The sequence below is a fragment of the Aquabacterium sp. OR-4 genome, assembly GCF_025290835.2.
Classification (GTDB): Bacteria; Pseudomonadota; Gammaproteobacteria; order Burkholderiales; family Burkholderiaceae_C; genus Pseudaquabacterium.
The window spans coordinates 548,602-566,360 of sequence record NZ_JAOCQD020000004.1 but is presented as its reverse complement, the minus strand read 5'-3'; the positions used below and the strand labels follow the sequence as shown (position 1 = coordinate 566,360).

Genomic DNA, 17,759 nt, shown 5'->3' with positions numbered 1-17,759 from the left:
CTTGGTGTTGTTGAAAGCGCTTTCGACTACCCGGGCAAGCCAGGGCCCGGGGCCGCCGCGGTGGCCCGTACACTGCGCGCCAACCCAGCTGCTGTCGCTACCCCGCCCATGGCCCGAGACTCTGACGCGACCCCGCGGCCACGCGCCCCGCAGGGCGCCCGCGCTGCCCGCGCCGCCAGGGCCGGCGGCGTGGTCACGCTGCAACAGGTGGCCGAGCGTGCCGGCGTGTCGCCCAGCACCGTGTCGCGCATCATCAACGGCACGGCCATCGTGGCCGATGCCAAGAAGCAGGCCGTGGCCGATGCCATCGAGGCGCTGGGCTTCGTGCCCAACCCGGTGGCGCGCGGCCTGGCCGGCGGGCGCACGCTGAGCATCGGCGTGGTCACGCAGGTGATCGATTCGCCGTTCTACGGCGGCGCGCTGCGCGGCATCGAGGATGTGCTGCAGCTGGCCGGCTACAGCCCGCTGTTCGTCAGCGGCCACTGGACGGCCGGCGACGAGGCGCGCTGCATCGAGATGCTGCGCGCGCGCCGGGTGGATGGCCTGATCCTGCTGGACGGCCGCATCACCGACAGCGCCGTCAAGGCGCTGGCGCGCCAGCTGCCGGTGGTGGTGACCGGGCGCACGCTGAAGGCGCCGGGCCTGTGCTCGCTGGCCTTCGACAACCTGCAGGGCGCGCGCCTGGCCACCGAGCACCTGCTGGCGCTGGGCCACCGCCGCATCGCCTTCATCGGCGGCGACCCCGAGCACCCCGACGCAATGGTGCGCGAGCAGGGCTGGCGCAGCGCGCTGGCGGCGGCCGGCATCGCCCCCGACGAGGCCCTGCTGCAGCACGGCCACTACATCGAGGAAGGCGGCCTGCGTGCGATGGAGCGCCTGCTCGACAGCGGCCGGCCGTTCAGCGCGGTGTTTGCGGCCAACGACCAGATGGCCTATGGCGCGGCGCTGGCGCTGCATCGGCGCGGCCTGCAGGTGCCGCAGCACATGTCGCTGGTGGGCTTTGACGACGTGACCACCTCGCAGTACACGCTGCCGCCGCTGTCCAGCGTGCGCCAGCCGGTGGTGGAGCTGGGCCGCCGCTCGGCCGAGGCGATTCTTGACCTGATCGCCGGGCGCAAGCCCACCGCCGAGCTGTCGGCGCCCGAGATGGTGGTGCGCGAGTCGAGCGCGGCGCGCGCCGGCTGAGCGCGCCCCCAGACCTGCCGGCGCACCGCCCTCAGGTCCCCCGAGGGGGTCAAGAAAACCTGGGGCGGCCCGGCGTTACCTGGTGCGGCTCAGGCCAGCGTGTAGCCGGTTTTCACCGTGGTGTAGAACTCGGCCGCATGGCGGCCCTGCTCGCGCGGGCCCAGGCTCGAGCCCTTGCGGCCGCCGAACGGCACGTGGTAGTCCACGCCCGCCGTCGGCAGGTTCACCATCACCATGCCGGCCTGGGCATGGCGCTTGAAGTGCGTGGCGTGTTTCAGGCTGCTGGTGGCAATGCCCGCGGCCAGGCCGAAGGGCGTGTCGTTGGCCAGGGCCAGGGCGTCTTCGTAGCTCTTGGCGCGCTGCACGCTGACCACCGGGCCGAAGATCTCCTCGCGGTTGATGCGCATGCCGGGCGTGGTGTCGGTGAACAGCGCCGGCTGCAGGTAGTGGCCGGGGGCGCCGTCCTCGTTGCAGGCCAGGGCCTGGCCGCCGGCGGCCAGCGTGGCGCCCTCCTGGCGGCCGATGTCGATGTAGGCCAGGTCCTGCTCGAGCTGGCGGGCGTCGACCACCGGGCCGATGTCGGTGCCCGGCTTGCGCGCGTCGCCCACCTTCAGCCCGCGCATGCGCTCGACCATGGCCGCCACGAAGCGGTCGTGGATGCCCTCGGTGACGATGACCCGGCTGCTGGCCGTGCAGCGCTGCCCGGTGGAGAAGAAGCCGCTGTTGACGGCGCAGTTCACGGCCAGCGCCAGATCGACGTCGTCGAGCACGATGAAGGGGTTCTTGCCACCCATCTCGAGCTGGCAGCGCGCCATGCGCGCCGCGCAGGCCTGGGCCACCTGGCGGCCGGTGCCCACCGAGCCGGTGAAGCTGATGGCGTTGACCCGCTCGTCGTGCAGCAGCGCCTGGCCAACCACCGCGCCGCGGCCCATCACCAGGTTGAACACGCCCGGCGGCAGGCCGGCGCGGTGCAGGATGTCGGCCAGCGCCCAGGCGCTGCCGGGCACCAGATCGGCCGGCTTGAGCACCACCGCGTTGCCGTGGGCCAGCGCCGGTGCCACCTTCCACGCCGGGATGGCGAGCGGAAAGTTCCAGGGCGTGATCAGGCCCACCACGCCCACCGGCTCGCGCGTGATCTCCACGCCCACGCCGGGGCGCACCGAGGGCAGCAGCTCGCCGGCCGGGCGCAGCGCCTCGCCGGCGAAGAACTTGAAGATCTGCCCGGCGCGCGCCACCTCGCCAATGGCCTCGGCCAGGGTCTTGCCCTCTTCGCGGGCCAGCAGGTCGCCCAGCTCGGCCTTGCGCGCCAGGATCTCGTGGCCCACCGCGTCCAGCAGCTCGAAGCGCTGCTGCGGCGTGCTCAGGCCCCAGGCCGGCGCGGCGGCCGTGGCCGCGGCAATGGCCGCCCGGGCCTGTGCGGCATCGGCCTGGGCGTACTGGCCGATGCAGTCGCGCGTGTCCGAGGGGTTGAGGTTGGCGCTGCTGGCAGGGCCGGCCAGCCACTGGCCGTCGATCAGGTTCTTGTACATCGTGGACGCGGGGGGTTGGGGAGGGGTCTAGAAACGCATGCGCACACCGGCGCTGTAGTAGCGGCCGCGCACGTCGTCGCCCAGTGCGTAGCCGTCGCGCAGGCCGGCACGGGTGCCGTTGCCCGAGAACGCGCCGGGCGGCGGCGTGGCGTTGAACAGGTTCTCGACGTTGAAGAACAGCTGCGGCTCGCCGACGCCGGTGTCGAGGTCGTACGCCAGGTTGATGCCGGTGGTGGCAAACGAGGCCATGCGGTTGTTGACCCAGACCTGGCTGGCATCGCCGCTGAGCTTCATGGCGCTGCGCCAGCGCTGCATGATGTCCACCGTGAGGGCCTCGACCGGCCGCATGCGCAAGAAGCCGGTCACGCGCACCGCCGGCGTGGCCGCCAGGCCGCCGGGCCCGAAGGCCACGCCGCCCTGGTCGACCGTGGCCAGATCGGGCTGGCGGTACACCACATGCGGCTGCCACGCGGTGAGCAGGCGCATCGACGCCGGCCGGCCGAACAGCGTGGTGGCGTAGTTGGCCTCGAGGTCCAGGCCGTAGGTCTCGATCTCGGAGATGTTGACGCTGCGCACATACCAGGCCGTCACGGCATTGGCCGCCGAGGTGTCGGCAAAGCCGTTGGGGCGCTGCTGCAGCGCGCAGTAGGGCGAGCTGCCGCCACTGCTGTAGCAGGCGCGCTGGAAGGCCGCGGTCGAGCCGGTGACCGAGGTGATGGCATCGGAGATGCGGATGCGGTAGGCGTCGAGCGCCAGGCTGAGCCTGGGCGCCGCCTTCCACACCAGGCCCAGGGTCAGGGTGTTGCCGATCTCGGCGGTGAGCGACTCGTTCGACTCGTCGATCGACGGCACCGTGGGGCTGGCGCCGGTGAGCAGGTCGGTGGGCCGCACCTGCACGCTGGAGGCGGGTGCAAACAGGTCGTACAGCGTGGGCGCGCGGATGTCGCGCGAGCGCGTGGCGCGCATGCGCAGCGTGTCGGTGACATGCCAGTCCAGGCCCGCCTTCCAGGTGGCATAGGTGCCGCTGGTGTTGTAGTGGGTGTGGCGCGCGGCGGCGTTGGCATGCAGGGCCTTGGCGAAGGCGGCGTTCTTGAGCAGCGGCACGTCCACCTCGGCGGCCAGCTCCCACACCGTCTGGCTGACGCCCTGCGGCGTTTCGCCAAACACGAACTCGTTGCGGGCGGCACCGGTGCTGCAGTTCAGCGACAGGCCGGTGCAGTTGACCAGGTCGGTCGGCCGCGCGCTGCTGGTCGACGCGAACGACACCTTGCGCCAGCCGGCCGAGGCGGCCGCATTGACCGGGCCGGCCCAGCTGCTGAACGGGCTGCCGCGCAGGCCGGCGCCGATGTCGTGCATCTCGGTGGTGGAGCCGAACTGCACCGTGTCGGTCACGTAGTCGAGCGCCTGGGCCGACGAGGCCGTGGGGCCGAACACGTTCAGCGGCACGCAGTCATCGGCCAGGCCGGGGTGGCTGAGCGTGATGGCGCAGACGACGCGCCCGCCGCTGGACACCGCGTCCAGCGCGGCGGCCAGCTTCTGGCGGTTGAGCACCTGGCTCAGGCCGGTGGCCAGCGTGGAGCGGCCGTAGGTGTAGTCGAGGTTCCAGCCCAGGCCGCCCTGCCGGCCCTCCAGGCCGCTGGTCAGCACCCACTGCCGCGAGTCGGCATCGGCCTGCACGCGCGGCGCATCGGCCATGAACTTGCTGAAGCCGAAGGTGGTCTGGCTGCTGGGCATCAGCGCCTGCACATCGGCGGGCAGGAAGGCGTTGCTGCGGCGCAGCGAGACGTTGTTGAGCTGGTTGGTCTCGGCGTAGCTGGTGTTGGTCTTGAGGTTGCCCGACAGCTGCACATGGGCGCGCAGGCGTTCGCTCATCTCGTAGTCCAGGCGGCCGAACAGCTGGGTGCCCTCCAGCCGCGCCAGCAGGCCCGAATCCCAGTAGCCGCCATCGCCACCCACCTGGATGGCGGCAGTGCCGGTGCCGCTGCCGGCCACAAAGGGGCTCAGCACGCCGTTGCTGCTGAACACCTGGCCGGCCAGCGCCCCGCGCGTGATCAGGCCGCCGAAGGGGTAGTCCTTCTGCCGCAGATCGCCCTGCAGCACATAGGGGCTGGCGCTGGTGCCGGCGCCGGTCACGCCCCACTGGTTCATCCACTCGCGGTCGGAGCGGCGGCCGATGCCGTCCTCGCGGCGGTACTCCACCCCGGCCTCGGCGTGCAGGCCGCCGCCCAGCTTGGCGCCCCAGCCGACGCCGGCGTTGTACTTGGCCGCGTCGCCGCGCTCCGACAGGCCGGTGCTGACATCGAGCTTGACGCCGTTGAACTTGCGGTTGATGACGTAGTTCACCACCCCGGTCATGGCATCCGAGCCGTACACCGCCGACACGCCGCCGGTCACCACATCCACCCGCTCGACGAACATCTGCGGGATCAGGTCGACATCGACCACGCCATTGAACAGCGTGGGCGGCACGCGCTTGCCGTCCATCAGCACCAGGGTGCGCGTGGCCCCGATGTTGCGCAGGTTGAGCTGGTTGGCCGAGCCGTTGCCGCCGGCCGCGCTGCCCGAGGTGGTGGGGTTGCTGCCGGCCCCGCGCGAGCCGGCAAACACCGGCAGCGCGTTCAGCGCCTCGGCCAGCGTGGCGCCGGGCTTGGCGGTGAGCATGTCGTCGGCGGCGATCACGGTCACCGGCGAGGGGCTGGTGTCGCCGTTGCGGATCACGCGCGAGCCGGTGATGGTGACGGCGGTGGGCTCGCCCTGGGCGGCGGGCGTCGGCGCGGCGGGCGTCGGCGCGGTGGCAGTCTGGGCGGCGGCGGGCTCGAGCAGCACCAGTGTGCTGGCGCCGCAGATCAGCCAATGCGGTAGCGGGGTCATCTTGTCTCCTGGGGGGGATGCGGTGCTGGCCTGCTCGGTGGCTCTTGGCGGGCGGGGGCCCGTGGCCCGATGCGGCAGCACCATGGACGGTGGGGGGGCGCTGGGGCTCAGCGGCTGGGCACGTACTGCGGGGTCGAGTCCTCCCAGATGCTGTCGGTGATCTGGCGCTTGCCGCTGCCATCGGCGTTCATCACGAACAGCTGGCCGTAGGGCTGGAAGGTCTGGTCGTAGTGGCAGGCCTCGTCGCGGTAGCCGGCCTGGCCGCTGTTGTAGAGAATCTGCCGGCCGTCGGGCGTCCACACCGCATGGCCGTCGCTGGCCGGGTGATCGGTCAGGCGGCGCAGGTCGCTGCCGTCGGGGCGCACGGTGTAGAGGTCGAAGTTCGACCACACGCTGCCCGGGATGCGCACGCCGCGGTTGAACAGGATGCGGCTGCCGTCGGGCGACCAGATCGGCATGTTGTCGTAGCCCTGGGTGATGCGCCGCACCTGGCGCGTTGCCAGGTCCAGCACCGCCAGGCCGCCCAGCGAGGCGCTGTTGGGGTCTTCGTTGGCGATGCGGAACACCACCGCCTGGCCATCGGCCGAGTAGCTGGGAAAGCCGGCGTTGAAGATGCTGTCGTCGGTGAGCTGCTCCAGGCCGGTGCCGTCGCGTTTGACGCGCATCAGCCGGGCCCGGCCCTTGCCGCGCTGGGTGAACCACTGGCCCACGCCGAAGACGATCCACTCGCCATCGGGCGACCACACCGGAAAAAACGCGCCGCCCAGGCCGCGCCGCACCAGCGTGGGGTCGAGCCCGCTTTGCCGCGTGACGTCGTAGACGCGGCGGCGCTGCGAGCCATCGGGCCGCATCACGTCGACCGAGCCGTCCTCGTGCTTGGCGGTGAGCACCATCCAGCCGTCCTTCGAGAACGCCGGCCACACATCGGTGTAGCGGTACTCGCGCTGCGGGTCCCAGCTGTACAGCGGCTGGTTCTGCTTCCAGCCGCGCCAGGTGAACTTCTCGTACACCAGCTGGCGGCCATCGGCCGACCAGCTGGGCGTGCGCAAGCCGGCCAGCCTGACCACGGGCTGGCCGCTCACGGTGCTGTACAGGCCGTCCTCGGGGCCGCCCTTGCGGCGGTAGACGATCTCGTCCTGGCCGCGGTACTGCGGGCTGATCTTGAAGCCCGGGCCGCTGGTGTGCACGGTGCGCGCGCCGCTGGCCACGTCCACCGAGACGATCTGCGAGTCGATCTTCAGCAGCAGGTCGGGCCGCAGCACCCAGTAGGTGTATTCGGCCAGGGTTTCGTAGAACACGATGCGCCGGCCGTCGGGCGACCACTTGGGCGAGCCCTGGCAGTGGGCCTTGCGGCTGGCCACCTGGCGCAGGCCCGAGCCGTCGGCGCGCATCACGTAGATGCTGAGCTCCTGGGTGTGCTCCCAGCCGGCGCCGTCGTGGTGGCCCTTCCAGTCGGTGTTGCGGTCCGACGAGAAGGCCAGCCACTGGCCGTCGGGCGACCAGCTGGGGCGGAAGAAGCCGTTGGGCGACTCGGGCCGGCCCTGCAGCGCGGCCACGCCGGTCAGGTTGCGCAGCCGGCGGGTCTTCAGGTCCAGCACCCAGATGTTGGCCAGCAGGCTGTCGCGCGTGCTGACGAAGGCCACCTGGCTGCCGTCGGGCGAGAACACGCCGGCATCCTCGACCGCCGGGCCCTCGGTCAGGCGTTCGAGCTGGCTGCCGTCGACCCGCATGCGGTAGAGGTTGGAGTTGCCCAGGCCGTCGCGCTCGGAGGTGAACACCAGCCACTGGCCATCGGCCGAGAAGCTGGCGTTGTAGTCGAGCGTGCCGCTGTCGATCAGCTTGCGCTCGCCGCTGCCGTCGGCGTTGGCGATGTAGACGGCCGAGGCCGACGGGCCGATGCGGTTGAGCAGCAGCGGGCCCAGCGCGGCCGGGGCGGCCGGCGCTGCGTTCGTGGCTGTGGCCGTGGCCAGGGCGGTGCGCGGCAGGGCCAGCGGCGACAGGGCGCAGGCGGCGGTGCCGGCGCGGCTCAGGAAGGTGCGGCGGTCCATGACCGGTCTCCTCGGGAGGGTTGGGGCACCGCGGCCAGGCACAGGCCGCGGGCGGGTGGGCCAAAGGGGTTCAGCGCACGGCGCTCAGGCTCATCGCGCCGGGCAGGGGCAGCGGCGGGCCGGCTTCGCGCAGGCTGCCGCTGGCGGCATCCACCGCGAACACCTGCACCTGGTGGCTGCGCAGGTTGGCGGTGAGCAGCCAGCGGCCCGACGGGTGCAGATCGGCCGCCCACGGGCCCTGGCCGGCCAGCGGCAGGCGCTGCAGCAGGCTCAGCTGGCCGCTGGCGGGGTCGATGCGCCAGGCCAGCAGCTGGTTCTCGCCGCGGTGGCCGGCATACAGCGTGCGGCCGTCGCGGGCCAGCAGCAGCTCCGAGCCGCTGGGCGTGCCGCTGAAGCCGGGGCTGGCCAGCGGCAGGGTCTGCAGCGGGCTCAGGCGGGCACTGTCGGCATGCCAGCGCAGCACCTGCAGCTGGCCGCTCAGTTCATTGACCAGGTACACGCTGCGCCCGTCGGCGCCAAACAGGGTGCGGCGCGGGCCGCTGCCCGGCGCCAGGGCCAGGTGGCGCGGCGGCTGCACCTCGTCGGCCAGCAGGCGCTGGCTGGCGGGTTCGATGGCGTGCACGAACAGGCGGTCGGCGCCCAGGTCGGCCACCAGGGCCCAGCGGCCGCTGGGATCGGGCGTGACGCCATGCGCGTGGGCGCTGGCCTGGCGGCGGTGCGGGCCCGAACCGGTGGCCTGCAGCGTGGCCGTGCGCTCGCCCAGGCGGCCGTCGGCCAGCAGGGCCAGGCTGCTGGCCGAGCCGGCGCCGAAGTTGGCCACCAGCAGGCCGCGGGCGCCGGGCACCACGGCCAGGTGGGTGGCGCCGGCGCCACCGCTGCCCACGCTGCCCAGCGCGGCCAGCGCAGCGCCGTCGGCATCCAGCGCATAGGCGGCCACGCGGCCCTCGTGGCCCTCGGCGTCGCTGGCCACGTAGACCACCGGCAGCGTGGGGTGCGGCGTGATCCAGCGCGGCCGCGCCAGCGCCAGCGGCTCGCCCAGCGGCGTCAGTGCGCCGCTGCAGGTATCGAGCCGCAGGCGGTGCAGCTGGCCGCCCTCGCTGCCCACCAGCACCAGGCCGTTGGCGCCACAGGCGGCGGCGGGCTGTGCCGGGGTGGCAGGTGCTGCGGTCGCAGGTGGCGCGGTCGCAGATGCCGCGCTCGCAGGTGGCGCGCTCGCAGGTGCCGCGGTGGCCCGGGCCGGCAGCAGCAGCGCCGCGGCGCCGACGGCCAGGCCGCCGAGCAGCAGCGAGCACGCGCGCAGGTTCATCCGAGGCTGCCGGTGAGGTCGTCGAACAGCTGGTCGACGCTCAGGCGCTGGGGGATGATCTTCTGGTCGAGCGCCCAGTCGATGGCCGCCTGCAGGCCCTTGCGGTTGGCCTCCAGGCCCAGCGGCGGAAACACCGCCGGCACGCCCTCGGCCAGCGCGCGGCTGTCGGCCACCATGCGGTAGATCTCGCGCACGATGTCGGGCCGGTTCTGCGACAGGCTCTCGTGCACCACGAACATGTGGTTGATCGGCACGAAGCCTTCTCGCGCGTACCAGGCCTTGGCGGCGGCATGCGCGTCGGGCACCAGGGTGCGCACGCGCGGGTCCTTGGGCATGTCTTCGCCCAGCAGCGCGGCGTCAAGCTCGCCGGCCATCATCATGTCGGGGATCGACGAGCCCTTGGGCAGGCGGATGCAGTTGGCCGGGTCGCTGTACTCGGCCAGGTGGCCGTCGTTGAGCGTCATCCAGGTCACCTTGTCGAGGTCGACCCCGTACTCGTGGCGCAGCACGCCGCGAATCCACAGCCCGGTGGTCTGGGCATAGCTGCGCACGCCCACGCGCTTGCCCTCGATGTCCTTCGGGTCGAGGTGGCCGAAGTCGAGGTTGAAGCCGCCGCAGTGGTGCTGGAAGCGCCCCGAGATCGGTGCCGGCAGCAGCACATAGGGCTTGCCATAGGCCTTGGCCTGCAGGTACGTGACGATGGCCAGCTCGCCGCAGTCGAAGGCGTTCTCGCGCACCATGGCCTTGAAGCCGTTGTGCGCCGGCGTGGGGCCGCAGAAGTCGAGCGTGACGAGGTCCGAGCGCACCCGGCCGTCCTTCATGGCGCGGGTGACGGCGTAGTCGGCCAGGTTGGTGCGCAGCGTTGGGGCCGCGGCAGGGGCAGTGCTCATGGGCGTGTGGGGGGGCGGGATGGAGGAGAGAAGGCCGATCAGAGGCAGACCTCGATCAGCTGCGGGCCGGGCGTGCGGGTGGAATCCACCATCGCCCGGTGGAAGGCTTCGGCCGTGTGCACCGCCACAGAAGGCACGCCCATGCTGCGGGCCATGGCCTGCCAGTCGATGCGCGGGCGGTCGATGTCGATCATGGCCAGCGCGCGGGCGCCCGGCGTGCCGGCGCCCATGTTGGCGAACTCGGCCTTCAGGATCGCGTAGCTGTGGTTGGCGAAGATGATGGTGGTGATGTCCAGGCCCTCGCGCGCCTGGGTCCACAGCGACTGGATGGTGTACATGGCACTGCCATCGCCCACCATGCAGAACACGCGCCGGCCCGGGCAGGCCAGCGCCGCGCCAATGGCCACCGGCGTGGCATAGCCGATCGAGCCGCCCATGTTGTTGATCAGGTCGTGCGGCAGCGCGCCCTGGGTGTGGCCCATGGTCTCGCGGCCGGTGGTCAGCGACTCGTCGACGACGATGCCGTGCTCGGGAATGGCCGCCGCCAGCGCCAGCGCGATGCTGCCGGGGTTGAGCGCGCCGCTGGGCACCGGCGTGTCGATGCGCGGCTGCAGGCGCGCTGGCGTGGCGCTGGCGCCCAGCTCGTGCAGCAGCATCTCGAAGGCCAGCGCGCTGTCCTCGTCGGCCTCGACCAGCGGGTGCACCAGGGTGCCCTCGGCCTTGAGCAGGCTGGGCTTGTCGGGGTAGGCGAAAAACGCCACCGGCTCGCGCGTCTCCACCGTGATGAGGTGGCGAAAGCCCTGCAGAAAGGCCTGCGCCTGCGGCACGGCATACGGGATGCGCTCGAGCGGCACGCGGCCGGCACCACGCTCGATGCGCGCGGTGAAGAACTGCGAGCCCAGGCGGGCGCCGCTGGCGGCGGCCACCCGGCCGGCACGCTCGAGCGCCAGGCCGCGCGTGGCCTGGTTGGCCAGGATGATCAGCGTGGGCTCGCCCGAGCGCAGCACCCGCGCCACATGGGCCACGCGCGCGGCGCTGGGCGCCTTGGCGGTGCTGGCGGGCACCGGCGCCGGTGGCGTGGCGGCTTGTGCTGACGCCTGTGCCGCGCCCGCGCCCAGCGTCTGCCACGAGGCATCGCCCGGCAGGATCAGCGTGGCGATGCGCCCCGGGTGGGCGCTGGCCTGGGCCACGGCCTGGGTGGTGTCCCAGGCGATGTTGTCGGCCGAGTCGCTGCGCCGCACCCAGTGGCTGAGCGGGCGCGCCAGGCCCTCGATGTCGCTGGTCAGCGGCGGGTCGTGGCGCAGGTGGGCGCTGGAATGCTCGCCGACGATGTTGACCATGCCCGACGACGCGCGCCGTGCGTTGTGGATGTTGGCCAGGCCATTGGCCAGGCCCGGGCCCAGGTGCAGCAGCGTGCTGGCCGGCGTGCCGCGCATGCGGTAGTAGCCGTCGGCGGCGCCGGTGGCCACGCCCTCGAACAGGCACAGCACGCTGCGCATGCGCGGGTCGTCCAGCGCCGCCAGGAAGTGCATCTCCGAGGTGCCGGGGTTGGCAAAGCAGAGGTCCACGCCCTGCTGCACCAGGGTCGAGACCAGGCTCTGGGCGCCGTTCATGCTCAGTAGCTCGTGCTGTTGCTGGCGCCACCGGTGGCGGCGGCGGCACTGCCGCCGGCGGCCTCGCGCGCCAGGCTCACCACGCCGTAGCTGCGCTGCGGCGCCGCCATCAGGAAGCGGTAGCCCTCGTCCATCAGGCGCTTGTGGTTCTTGGCCGTGACATGCGGGTTGCCCACCACCACCTTGTGCTTGTGGCAGGTGGCCACGATGCGGCGCATGGCGTCCAGCACCTCGGGGTGCTCGTACTGGCGCGGGTGGCCGAGCGCCTGGCTGAGGTCGCCCTCGCCGATCAGGATGAAGCCGATGCCCGGCACATTGGCCAGGATGTCGTCGAGGTTGTCGATCGCCTCGGGGCTCTCGCACATCAGGCCGACCAGGATCTCGCCGTGCGGTGCCAGCGGCCACACGTCAGCCTTGGCGTAGTACTGCTGCAGGTCCAGGCCCCAGTAGCGTGCCGCGGTGGCCGGGCCGTCGCCGCGCAGCCCCTTGGGCTCGTACAGCGGCGCGCCCTTGGGCCGCGCATAGCGGCACGCGGCCACGGCGTTGTAGGCCTGCGCCACCGTGGCCACATGCGGCCAGACCACGCCGTAGCAGCCGCGGTCGAGCACCTGCTTGGCAAAGGCCTGGTTCATCTCGGCGCCATTGGCCGGGATGCGGGCGATCGGCGTCACGCGCGGCGCCAGGCCGCCTTCGGCGATCTGCTTGCGGTTGAGCATGTACTGCAGCGCGTCGCCCAGCGCCGACACGTCGTACGGGTTGTGCTCCATCTCGAACACGATGCCGTCGTAGGGGGCGTCGCTCATGTCCATGGCCGTCTGCTTGTCGAGCTTGGCAAAGGCGGCGAAGGCGGGCTTGCCGGCCTCGAAGGCGCGGATGATGCTGTTGAGTCGGGTGTCGCTCATGATGGATATTGGGTTGAATGCAGGTTTGGGTGGCGCAAGGCGGCGCTCAGCGCGCGGCGTTCCAGTACATGAAGCCCATGCCTTCGCCGGTGCCGGCGGGCGTGCGCCAGCAGGGCACGTAGTCCACCAGGGTCATCTGCGCGCCGGTGTGCTGCAGGGCCTTCATCACCGCCGAATAGATCTTGACTTCCGAGGTGCCCGACTGGAACCAGCCGTCGGGGATGGCCGCCAGGCCCTCGTAGTCGTAGCGCGCCAGCTTGTCGAGCACGTCGCGGTCGAAGTCCTCGTCGTTGACGAAGTGCGACAGCCCGCCCGAGGCGATGACGGCCACGCGCACGTCGTCGGGCCAGGCCAGGATGGCGTCGCGCAGCACGTCGCCAAACTGGATGCAGCGCGCCATCGAGGGCTGGGTGGGCGGGTAGAACAGGTTGAACAGCACCGGCACGTGCGGCGGCGGCGCGTCGCCCATGATCTGGTGGTACACAAAGCTGTAGGCATGCGGCACCACCGGGTAGTCGGCGCGGCGCTTCATCTGCCGCTCCATCCACACGTTCTCGGGCCACTCGAACAGGTCGGTGAGGTCGAAGCCGCTGGCCTGGAAGCGGTCGATCAGGTGGCGCGCCAGCTGCGGGTGGCAGGCATGCACCACATGGTGGTCGGGGGCGTAGACGCTGCGCTGCGGCGGGCCGTTGTGCGCCTCGGCGCCGCTGAAGATGGCCAGCGAGGGCGAGTGGTGGACGAAGATCTCCTTCTGGTCCTTGCCCAGGATGATGGCCACGTCGATCTCGGCGCGGCGGTAGGCGGCGGCCATCTCGTCGAGCGCGGCGCGGCAGCGTGCGGCGCGCGCGCTGCGCTCGGCCAGGGTCAGAAAGGGCGCGAAGGCGGCGCCGCGGTGGGCTTCGAGCTCGGGGTAGGTCCAGGTGCGGTTGCGAAACCACAGCTCGGGGTTGGCGCGGTCGCGCTCGCCGTTGGTCAGCCAGTCTTCCGGGGCCTGGCCGAGCATGCCGCTGTGGGGCACGGCCATGCCGAAAACGATCTTTGCCATGGGGAGATCCGTGGGGAGTGGGAGGGGCTCAGGCCGCGACCTTGGGCGACCACTTGGGTCGCAGCAGGATGGCGGTGTTGGTGGCGCCGATCAGCAGGAAGCCGAAGATCACCAGCATCGGCAGGTCGTAGCTGCCGCTGACATGCAGCAGCCAGCCCGACAGGCTGGCCGACACGCCGCCGGCCAGGCTGGTGGCCACCTGCTGCACGCCGGTGGCCAGGCCGATGGCCTGCTTGGGGATCAGCGTCAGCTTGCACAGCGCCAGGTTGTTGGCCGTGGCCAGGCCCAGCAGGGTGAGCGACAGCACGTTCCAGAACAGCGCCTGCTCCAGGGTCTGCGCCTGGGTGCCCATCAGCACCGTGCTGCCGCCGATGAAGCCGGCGATGACGAAGGCCTTGCGCACAAACACCGGGTCGTGGCCGCGGGCGATGATGCGGTCGGCCACCCAGCCGGCCAGCGTGGCCATGATGGCGATGCCGGCAAAGCTGAAGAAGGTGTAGAGCCCGCTCTTGCCCAGCGTGAGACCGCGCTGCTCGACCAGGTAGGCCGGCATCCAGGTCATGCAGTAGAAGGTGAAGTAGCCGTAGCAGAAGTTGTTGATCATGGCGCCCCAGATCACCGGGCTGCGCAGGATGCTGCCCAGCGAGACGCTGGCGGCAGCCTTCTTCGAGACCACCAGCTCGGCCTGCGTGGGCATGTCGTTGCGCACCGCCAGCAGCCAGGGCACCAGCCACAGCAGGCCCACCAGGCCGGTGAGCACGAACATCCACTTCCACGAGAAGGCGACGATCAGCCAGGCGGCGATGGGCGCGCCGATGGCCGGGCCGAACTTGCCGCCCATCGACAGGATGCCGGCCGACAGGCCCTTGTGGCTCTCGGGCATGTTGTTGCCGATCCAGCGGTAGCTGGCCGGGATCACGATGGCCTCGGTGGCCCCGACGATCAGCCGCATCAGGATCAGGCCGGTGAGCGCGGTCACCGCCCCGGTCAGGGCCGTGGCCAGGCACCACAGCAGAAAGCACACCGTGTACGGCCACTTGACGCCGTAACGGTCGACCAGCCAGCCCATCGGCATCTGCATCAGCCCGTACGACCAGAAGAAGGCCGAGTTGAGCCAGCCGCGGTCGACGCTGGTCAGCGCGAACTCCTTGATGAAGTTCTGGTCGGCCAGCGCCGACGACAGGCTGGTGCGGTCGACGAAGGAGATCAGCAGGCCCAGCATCAGCAGGGCCAGCACGCCCCAGGGCACCTTGGCGGTGGCACCGGCGGTGGGCATGGCGGGCACGGCAGGGGAGACGGGTACGGCGGGTACGGCGGGTACGGCGGACATGGTGGTCGGGTCTCCTTCAGCGCAGGGCCGGGTAGAGCTGCTGTGCGGTGCGGCCGAAGATCCACTCGCGGTCGGCCTGCCCCAGGCAGGCCAGGCCGGCCTGCGCGTCGGCCAGGATCTCGCTCAGCGTGCCGGGCGAGGTGGGGTAGTTCGAGCCCCAGGCCAGGCGCTGTGCGCCGAAGGCCTGCACCACGCGCGGGAAGAAGCTCGCGGCGCTGGCCTGGCCCTTCTTCACGTCGCCAAAGATGCGCGGCGTGAGCTTGAGGTAGACGTTGGGCAGGTCGGCCAGCGCAAACAGGCTGGCCGCGGCGGCATAGGGCGGGCCGTCCAGTACATCGGGGCGGCCCAGGTGGTCGAGGATGATGTTCACGCCCGGAAAGCGCCGGGCCAGCAGGCTCACCTGCGGCAGCCCGACCGGGCCGGTCTGGATGCACATCGGCAGGCCCAGCTCGGCCAGCACCGACCAGGCGCGAAAGGCCTTCGGGTTGTCGAGCTCGCTGGGGTCGAAGTCCTTGGTCGAGCCGCCGGTGAAGATGCGCAGCCCGGCCAGGCCGCGCGCCACCCAGCCGCGGATGACCGGGTCGACGGCCTCGTCCAGCATGTCCACCGAGCCCACCGCCACCAGGCGCGCGGGGTACATCGCGCAGCTGTCGGCGACATAGGCGTTGTCGAAGCCGTAGGTGGTGGACGAATGCACCACCGCGGCCTTGCTCACGTCGGCCTCGTCCATCGCGGCGATCAGGGTGTCGACCGTGCAGGGGCGCTCCTGCGACCAGTCGGAGCGCTTGCCGAACAGCGGTGCCGGCGGGTAGCGGGTCTCGTCGTCGGAGATGACGTGGGGGTGGATGTCGATGATGTCCATGGGGGTCTCCGGGGTCACAGGCCCTTGGCCTTGAGCTGGGCGTCGAGCCGCGGGTACACCCGGCGTGCGTTGCCCTCGAAGATGGCCTGGCGCTCGGCGTCGCTGAGGGCCGGGCAGGCATCGAGGTAGCGCTTGGTGTCGTCGAAGTACTGGCCGTTGTTGGGGTCGCGGCCACGCACCGCGCCGATCATCTCGGAGCCGAACAGCACGTTGCTGGCCGGCACCACCTTGGTCAGCAGCTCCACGCCGGGCTGGTGGTACACGCAGGTGTCGAAGAACACGTTGTCCAGCAGGCCTTCGAGCGGGCGATTGGCCATCTCCAGCGACATGCCGCGGTAGCGCCCCCAGTGGTAGGGCACGGCGCCGCCGCCATGCGGGATCACGAAGCGCAGTGTCGGGAAGTCCTTGAACAGGTCGCCCTGCACCAGCTGCATGAACACCGAGGTGTCGGCGTTGAGGTAGTGCGCGCCGGTGCCGTGGAAGCAGGGGTTGCACGAGGCCGCGACGTGGATCATGGCCGGCACGTCCAGCTCGCACAGCACCTCGTACAGCGGGTACCAGTCGCGGTCGGTCATGGCCTTGCCGGTCCAGTAGCCGCCAGTGGGATCGGGGTTGAGGTTGCAGCCCACGAAGCCCATCTGCTCGACGCAGCGGCGCAGCTCGGCAATCGAGTTGGCCGGCGGCGCGTAGGGTGACTGCGGCAGCTGGCACACCGGCGCGAAGTTGTCGGGGTAGAGATCGCACACCCGGCGCACCAGGTCGTTGCTGACCTCGGCCCATTCGATGGCCGTGCGCTCGTTGCCCAGGTGGTGGCTCATCAGGCCGGCGATGGGCGAGAACAGCGTCAGGTCGCTGCCGCGCTCTTGCTGCAGGCGCAGCTGGCCCTGGCCCACGCCCTCGCGGATCTCGTCGTCGCTGACATGGGCCCCGCTGCGCGGCGGGGCCTGGGCCGGCTCGTTGGCCGCCGCCACCTGGGCGGCGCGCCAGTCGCGGAAGGACTTCGGGACGGTGGTGAAGTGACCGTGGCAGTCGATGATCATCGGGCGGTTTCCGGGGGGGGTGGTGCGCAGGGGCGGTCGGCGTGGGCGAAAGGCGCTCGGCCGGTCAGGCCTGCGGGTCGACGAAGAGCTCGCCGATGGCCATGCGGCGCGGCGTGAGCTGCTGGCGGAAGGCGGTGGCTTCCAGCGTCTCGATGGTCTTCAGGTTGGCCTGCAGGCCGTAGGGCAGCGGGTCGTGGCCGACGATGGCGCGCAGGGCCTGGTACTTCTTGTCGCCGGCGGTGGTGGCCTGGCCGGCATCCAGCCGCGCCAGCCATTCGCGCTTGGCCTGGTCGAAGGCCTTGTAGATCGACTGCGCCACCCACGGGTGCTGGGCCAGCACCGAGTCCTTGACCACGATGGTGCCGTGCATCGGGTACACGCCGCTGCGGGCGTAGTACTCGGCCTCCAGCTGCGCGGCGTTGGGCAGCAGGTCGGGGTAGTCGGCCTCCACTTCCTTCCAGCCGCCGGTGGGCGCACCGGTGCGGCCGATGCCGGCGGCGGCGGCAAAGCCGGCCACCAGTTCACCGCTGGCCATCATTTCGGCCAGCGAGCGGCCGGCCGGTGCATGCACCACGTTGCCCGGCAGCTGCAGCTGGGTGACATGCTCCTCGTCGTCGACCACCCAGGTGACCTTGGACGCGTCGAGGCCGAACTCGTCGATCAGCACCTGGCGCGTCCACACGCCGGTGGTCACCGAGTAGGCCCGCACGCCGACCTTCTTGCCTTCCAGGTCCCGCGGGTGCTGGATGCCCGCATCGGGGCGCACCAGCAGGCCGGCATGGTGGAAGCGCCGCACCACGAAGATCGGCAGCGCCACGAAGGGCGCCCCGTGGGCGCGGGCAATGATGTAGGTGGTGGGCGCGATCTCGCAGACGTCGAACTCGACATCGCGCACCATGCGGCGGAACGCGCCGATCTGCGGCTGCACGGTGACGAACTCGGCGTCCACGCCCTCGATGGGGATGGCACCGCTGCGGATGGCCGAGGTGTGCGGGTGTTCGGCGACGGCGATCTTGAGTTTGACTGGGCCTGTCATGAAGGGTCTCGGTCTGGGGTGTGGAGGCGGCGCGCATGGCGGCCGCACGGGCTGGCTGGCGGCCGTGGCCGGGTGGCGGGCCTGCCGTGGGCGGGGGGCGGT

13 protein-coding genes are annotated in these 17,759 nt (G+C 71.5%); 1 reads left to right on the top strand and 12 read right to left on the bottom strand.

Going from position 1 to position 17,759, the window contains the following annotated elements:
- The first annotated feature begins 108 nt into the window (after positions 1–108).
- Entirely contained in the window at positions 109–1,185 is a 1,077-nt protein-coding gene (locus N4G63_RS27745; RefSeq protein WP_314600530.1) for a LacI family DNA-binding transcriptional regulator, read from the top strand.
- Positions 1,186–1,274: 89 nt separating this feature from the next.
- Here the strand turns inward: N4G63_RS27745 and N4G63_RS27740 are convergent, their stop codons facing one another.
- The 12 genes from N4G63_RS27740 to N4G63_RS27685 all read right to left on the bottom strand — a co-directional run bounded on the left by N4G63_RS27740 (position 1,275) and on the right by N4G63_RS27685 (position 17,657).
- Positions 1,275–2,714 carry an aldehyde dehydrogenase family protein gene (locus N4G63_RS27740; RefSeq protein WP_314600529.1) on the bottom strand — a complete coding sequence of 480 codons (1,440 nt, stop codon included), beginning with the start codon at positions 2,712–2,714 and terminating at the stop codon, positions 1,275–1,277.
- 27 nt (positions 2,715–2,741) lie between these two features.
- A complete protein-coding gene (locus N4G63_RS27735) occupies positions 2,742–5,585 on the bottom strand; it encodes a TonB-dependent receptor domain-containing protein (protein WP_314600528.1) in 2,844 nt (947 codons plus the stop codon).
- Positions 5,586–5,692: 107 nt separating this feature from the next.
- The gene (locus N4G63_RS27730) at positions 5,693–7,633 is read right to left on the bottom strand and encodes a hypothetical protein (RefSeq protein ID WP_314600527.1); all 1,941 of its coding nucleotides are present in this window, start codon (positions 7,631–7,633) and stop codon (positions 5,693–5,695) included.
- 70 nt (positions 7,634–7,703) lie between these two features.
- A complete protein-coding gene (locus N4G63_RS27725) occupies positions 7,704–8,939 on the bottom strand; it encodes a lactonase family protein (RefSeq protein WP_314600526.1) in 1,236 nt (411 codons plus the stop codon).
- Entirely contained in the window at positions 8,936–9,829 is an 894-nt protein-coding gene (locus N4G63_RS27720; RefSeq protein WP_314600525.1) for a substrate-binding domain-containing protein, read from the bottom strand. The genes N4G63_RS27725 and N4G63_RS27720 overlap by 4 nt, the downstream gene beginning before the upstream one ends.
- 38 nt (positions 9,830–9,867) lie before the next feature.
- Entirely contained in the window at positions 9,868–11,442 is a 1,575-nt protein-coding gene (locus N4G63_RS27715) for an acetolactate synthase large subunit (protein ID WP_314600524.1), read from the bottom strand.
- Positions 11,443–11,444: 2 nt separating this feature from the next.
- Complete coding sequence (locus N4G63_RS27710) at positions 11,445–12,344, bottom strand: HpcH/HpaI aldolase family protein (RefSeq protein ID WP_314600523.1); 900 nt, start codon at positions 12,342–12,344, stop codon at positions 11,445–11,447.
- A 46-nt stretch (positions 12,345–12,390) separates the two neighbouring features.
- Positions 12,391–13,389: a DODA-type extradiol aromatic ring-opening family dioxygenase gene (locus N4G63_RS27705; protein WP_314600522.1), complete on the bottom strand. Its 999-nt coding sequence runs from the start codon at positions 13,387–13,389 to the stop codon at positions 12,391–12,393.
- Positions 13,390–13,417: 28 nt separating this feature from the next.
- Positions 13,418–14,665 (bottom strand): MFS transporter, encoded by a 1,248-nt coding sequence (locus N4G63_RS27700; protein WP_314600809.1) that lies wholly within the window; start codon positions 14,663–14,665, stop codon positions 13,418–13,420.
- Positions 14,666–14,735: 70 nt separating this feature from the next.
- On the bottom strand, positions 14,736–15,581 hold the full coding sequence (locus N4G63_RS27695; protein WP_314600521.1) for an amidohydrolase family protein: 846 nt from the start codon (positions 15,579–15,581) through the stop codon (positions 14,736–14,738).
- A 14-nt stretch (positions 15,582–15,595) separates the two neighbouring features.
- Complete coding sequence (locus N4G63_RS27690) at positions 15,596–16,621, bottom strand: amidohydrolase family protein (RefSeq protein WP_314600520.1); 1,026 nt, start codon at positions 16,619–16,621, stop codon at positions 15,596–15,598.
- Between the two features lie 64 nt (positions 16,622–16,685).
- On the bottom strand, positions 16,686–17,657 hold the full coding sequence (locus tag N4G63_RS27685; RefSeq protein WP_260791402.1) for a PhnD/SsuA/transferrin family substrate-binding protein: 972 nt from the start codon (positions 17,655–17,657) through the stop codon (positions 16,686–16,688).
- Positions 17,658–17,759: the final 102 nt, after the last annotated feature.

Bases quoted from the DNA above. Each gene is read 5' to 3' on its own strand.
- N4G63_RS27745 (WP_314600530.1), top strand. From the start codon at position 109: ATGGCCCGAGACTCTGACGCGACCCCGCGGCCACGCGCCCCGCAGGGC.
- N4G63_RS27740 (WP_314600529.1), bottom strand. From the start codon at position 2,714: ATGTACAAGAACCTGATCGACGGCCAGTGGCTGGCCGGCCCTGCCAGC.
- N4G63_RS27735 (WP_314600528.1), bottom strand. From the start codon at position 5,585: ATGACCCCGCTACCGCATTGGCTGATCTGCGGCGCCAGCACACTGGTG.
- N4G63_RS27730 (WP_314600527.1), bottom strand. From the start codon at position 7,633: ATGGACCGCCGCACCTTCCTGAGCCGCGCCGGCACCGCCGCCTGCGCC.
- N4G63_RS27725 (WP_314600526.1), bottom strand. From the start codon at position 8,939: ATGAACCTGCGCGCGTGCTCGCTGCTGCTCGGCGGCCTGGCCGTCGGC.
- N4G63_RS27720 (WP_314600525.1), bottom strand. From the start codon at position 9,829: ATGAGCACTGCCCCTGCCGCGGCCCCAACGCTGCGCACCAACCTGGCC.
- N4G63_RS27715 (WP_314600524.1), bottom strand. From the start codon at position 11,442: ATGAACGGCGCCCAGAGCCTGGTCTCGACCCTGGTGCAGCAGGGCGTG.
- N4G63_RS27710 (WP_314600523.1), bottom strand. From the start codon at position 12,344: ATGAGCGACACCCGACTCAACAGCATCATCCGCGCCTTCGAGGCCGGC.
- N4G63_RS27705 (WP_314600522.1), bottom strand. From the start codon at position 13,389: ATGGCAAAGATCGTTTTCGGCATGGCCGTGCCCCACAGCGGCATGCTC.
- N4G63_RS27700 (WP_314600809.1), bottom strand. From the start codon at position 14,665: ATGCCCACCGCCGGTGCCACCGCCAAGGTGCCCTGGGGCGTGCTGGCC.
- N4G63_RS27695 (WP_314600521.1), bottom strand. From the start codon at position 15,581: ATGGACATCATCGACATCCACCCCCACGTCATCTCCGACGACGAGACC.
- N4G63_RS27690 (WP_314600520.1), bottom strand. From the start codon at position 16,621: ATGATCATCGACTGCCACGGTCACTTCACCACCGTCCCGAAGTCCTTC.
- N4G63_RS27685 (WP_260791402.1), bottom strand. From the start codon at position 17,657: ATGACAGGCCCAGTCAAACTCAAGATCGCCGTCGCCGAACACCCGCAC.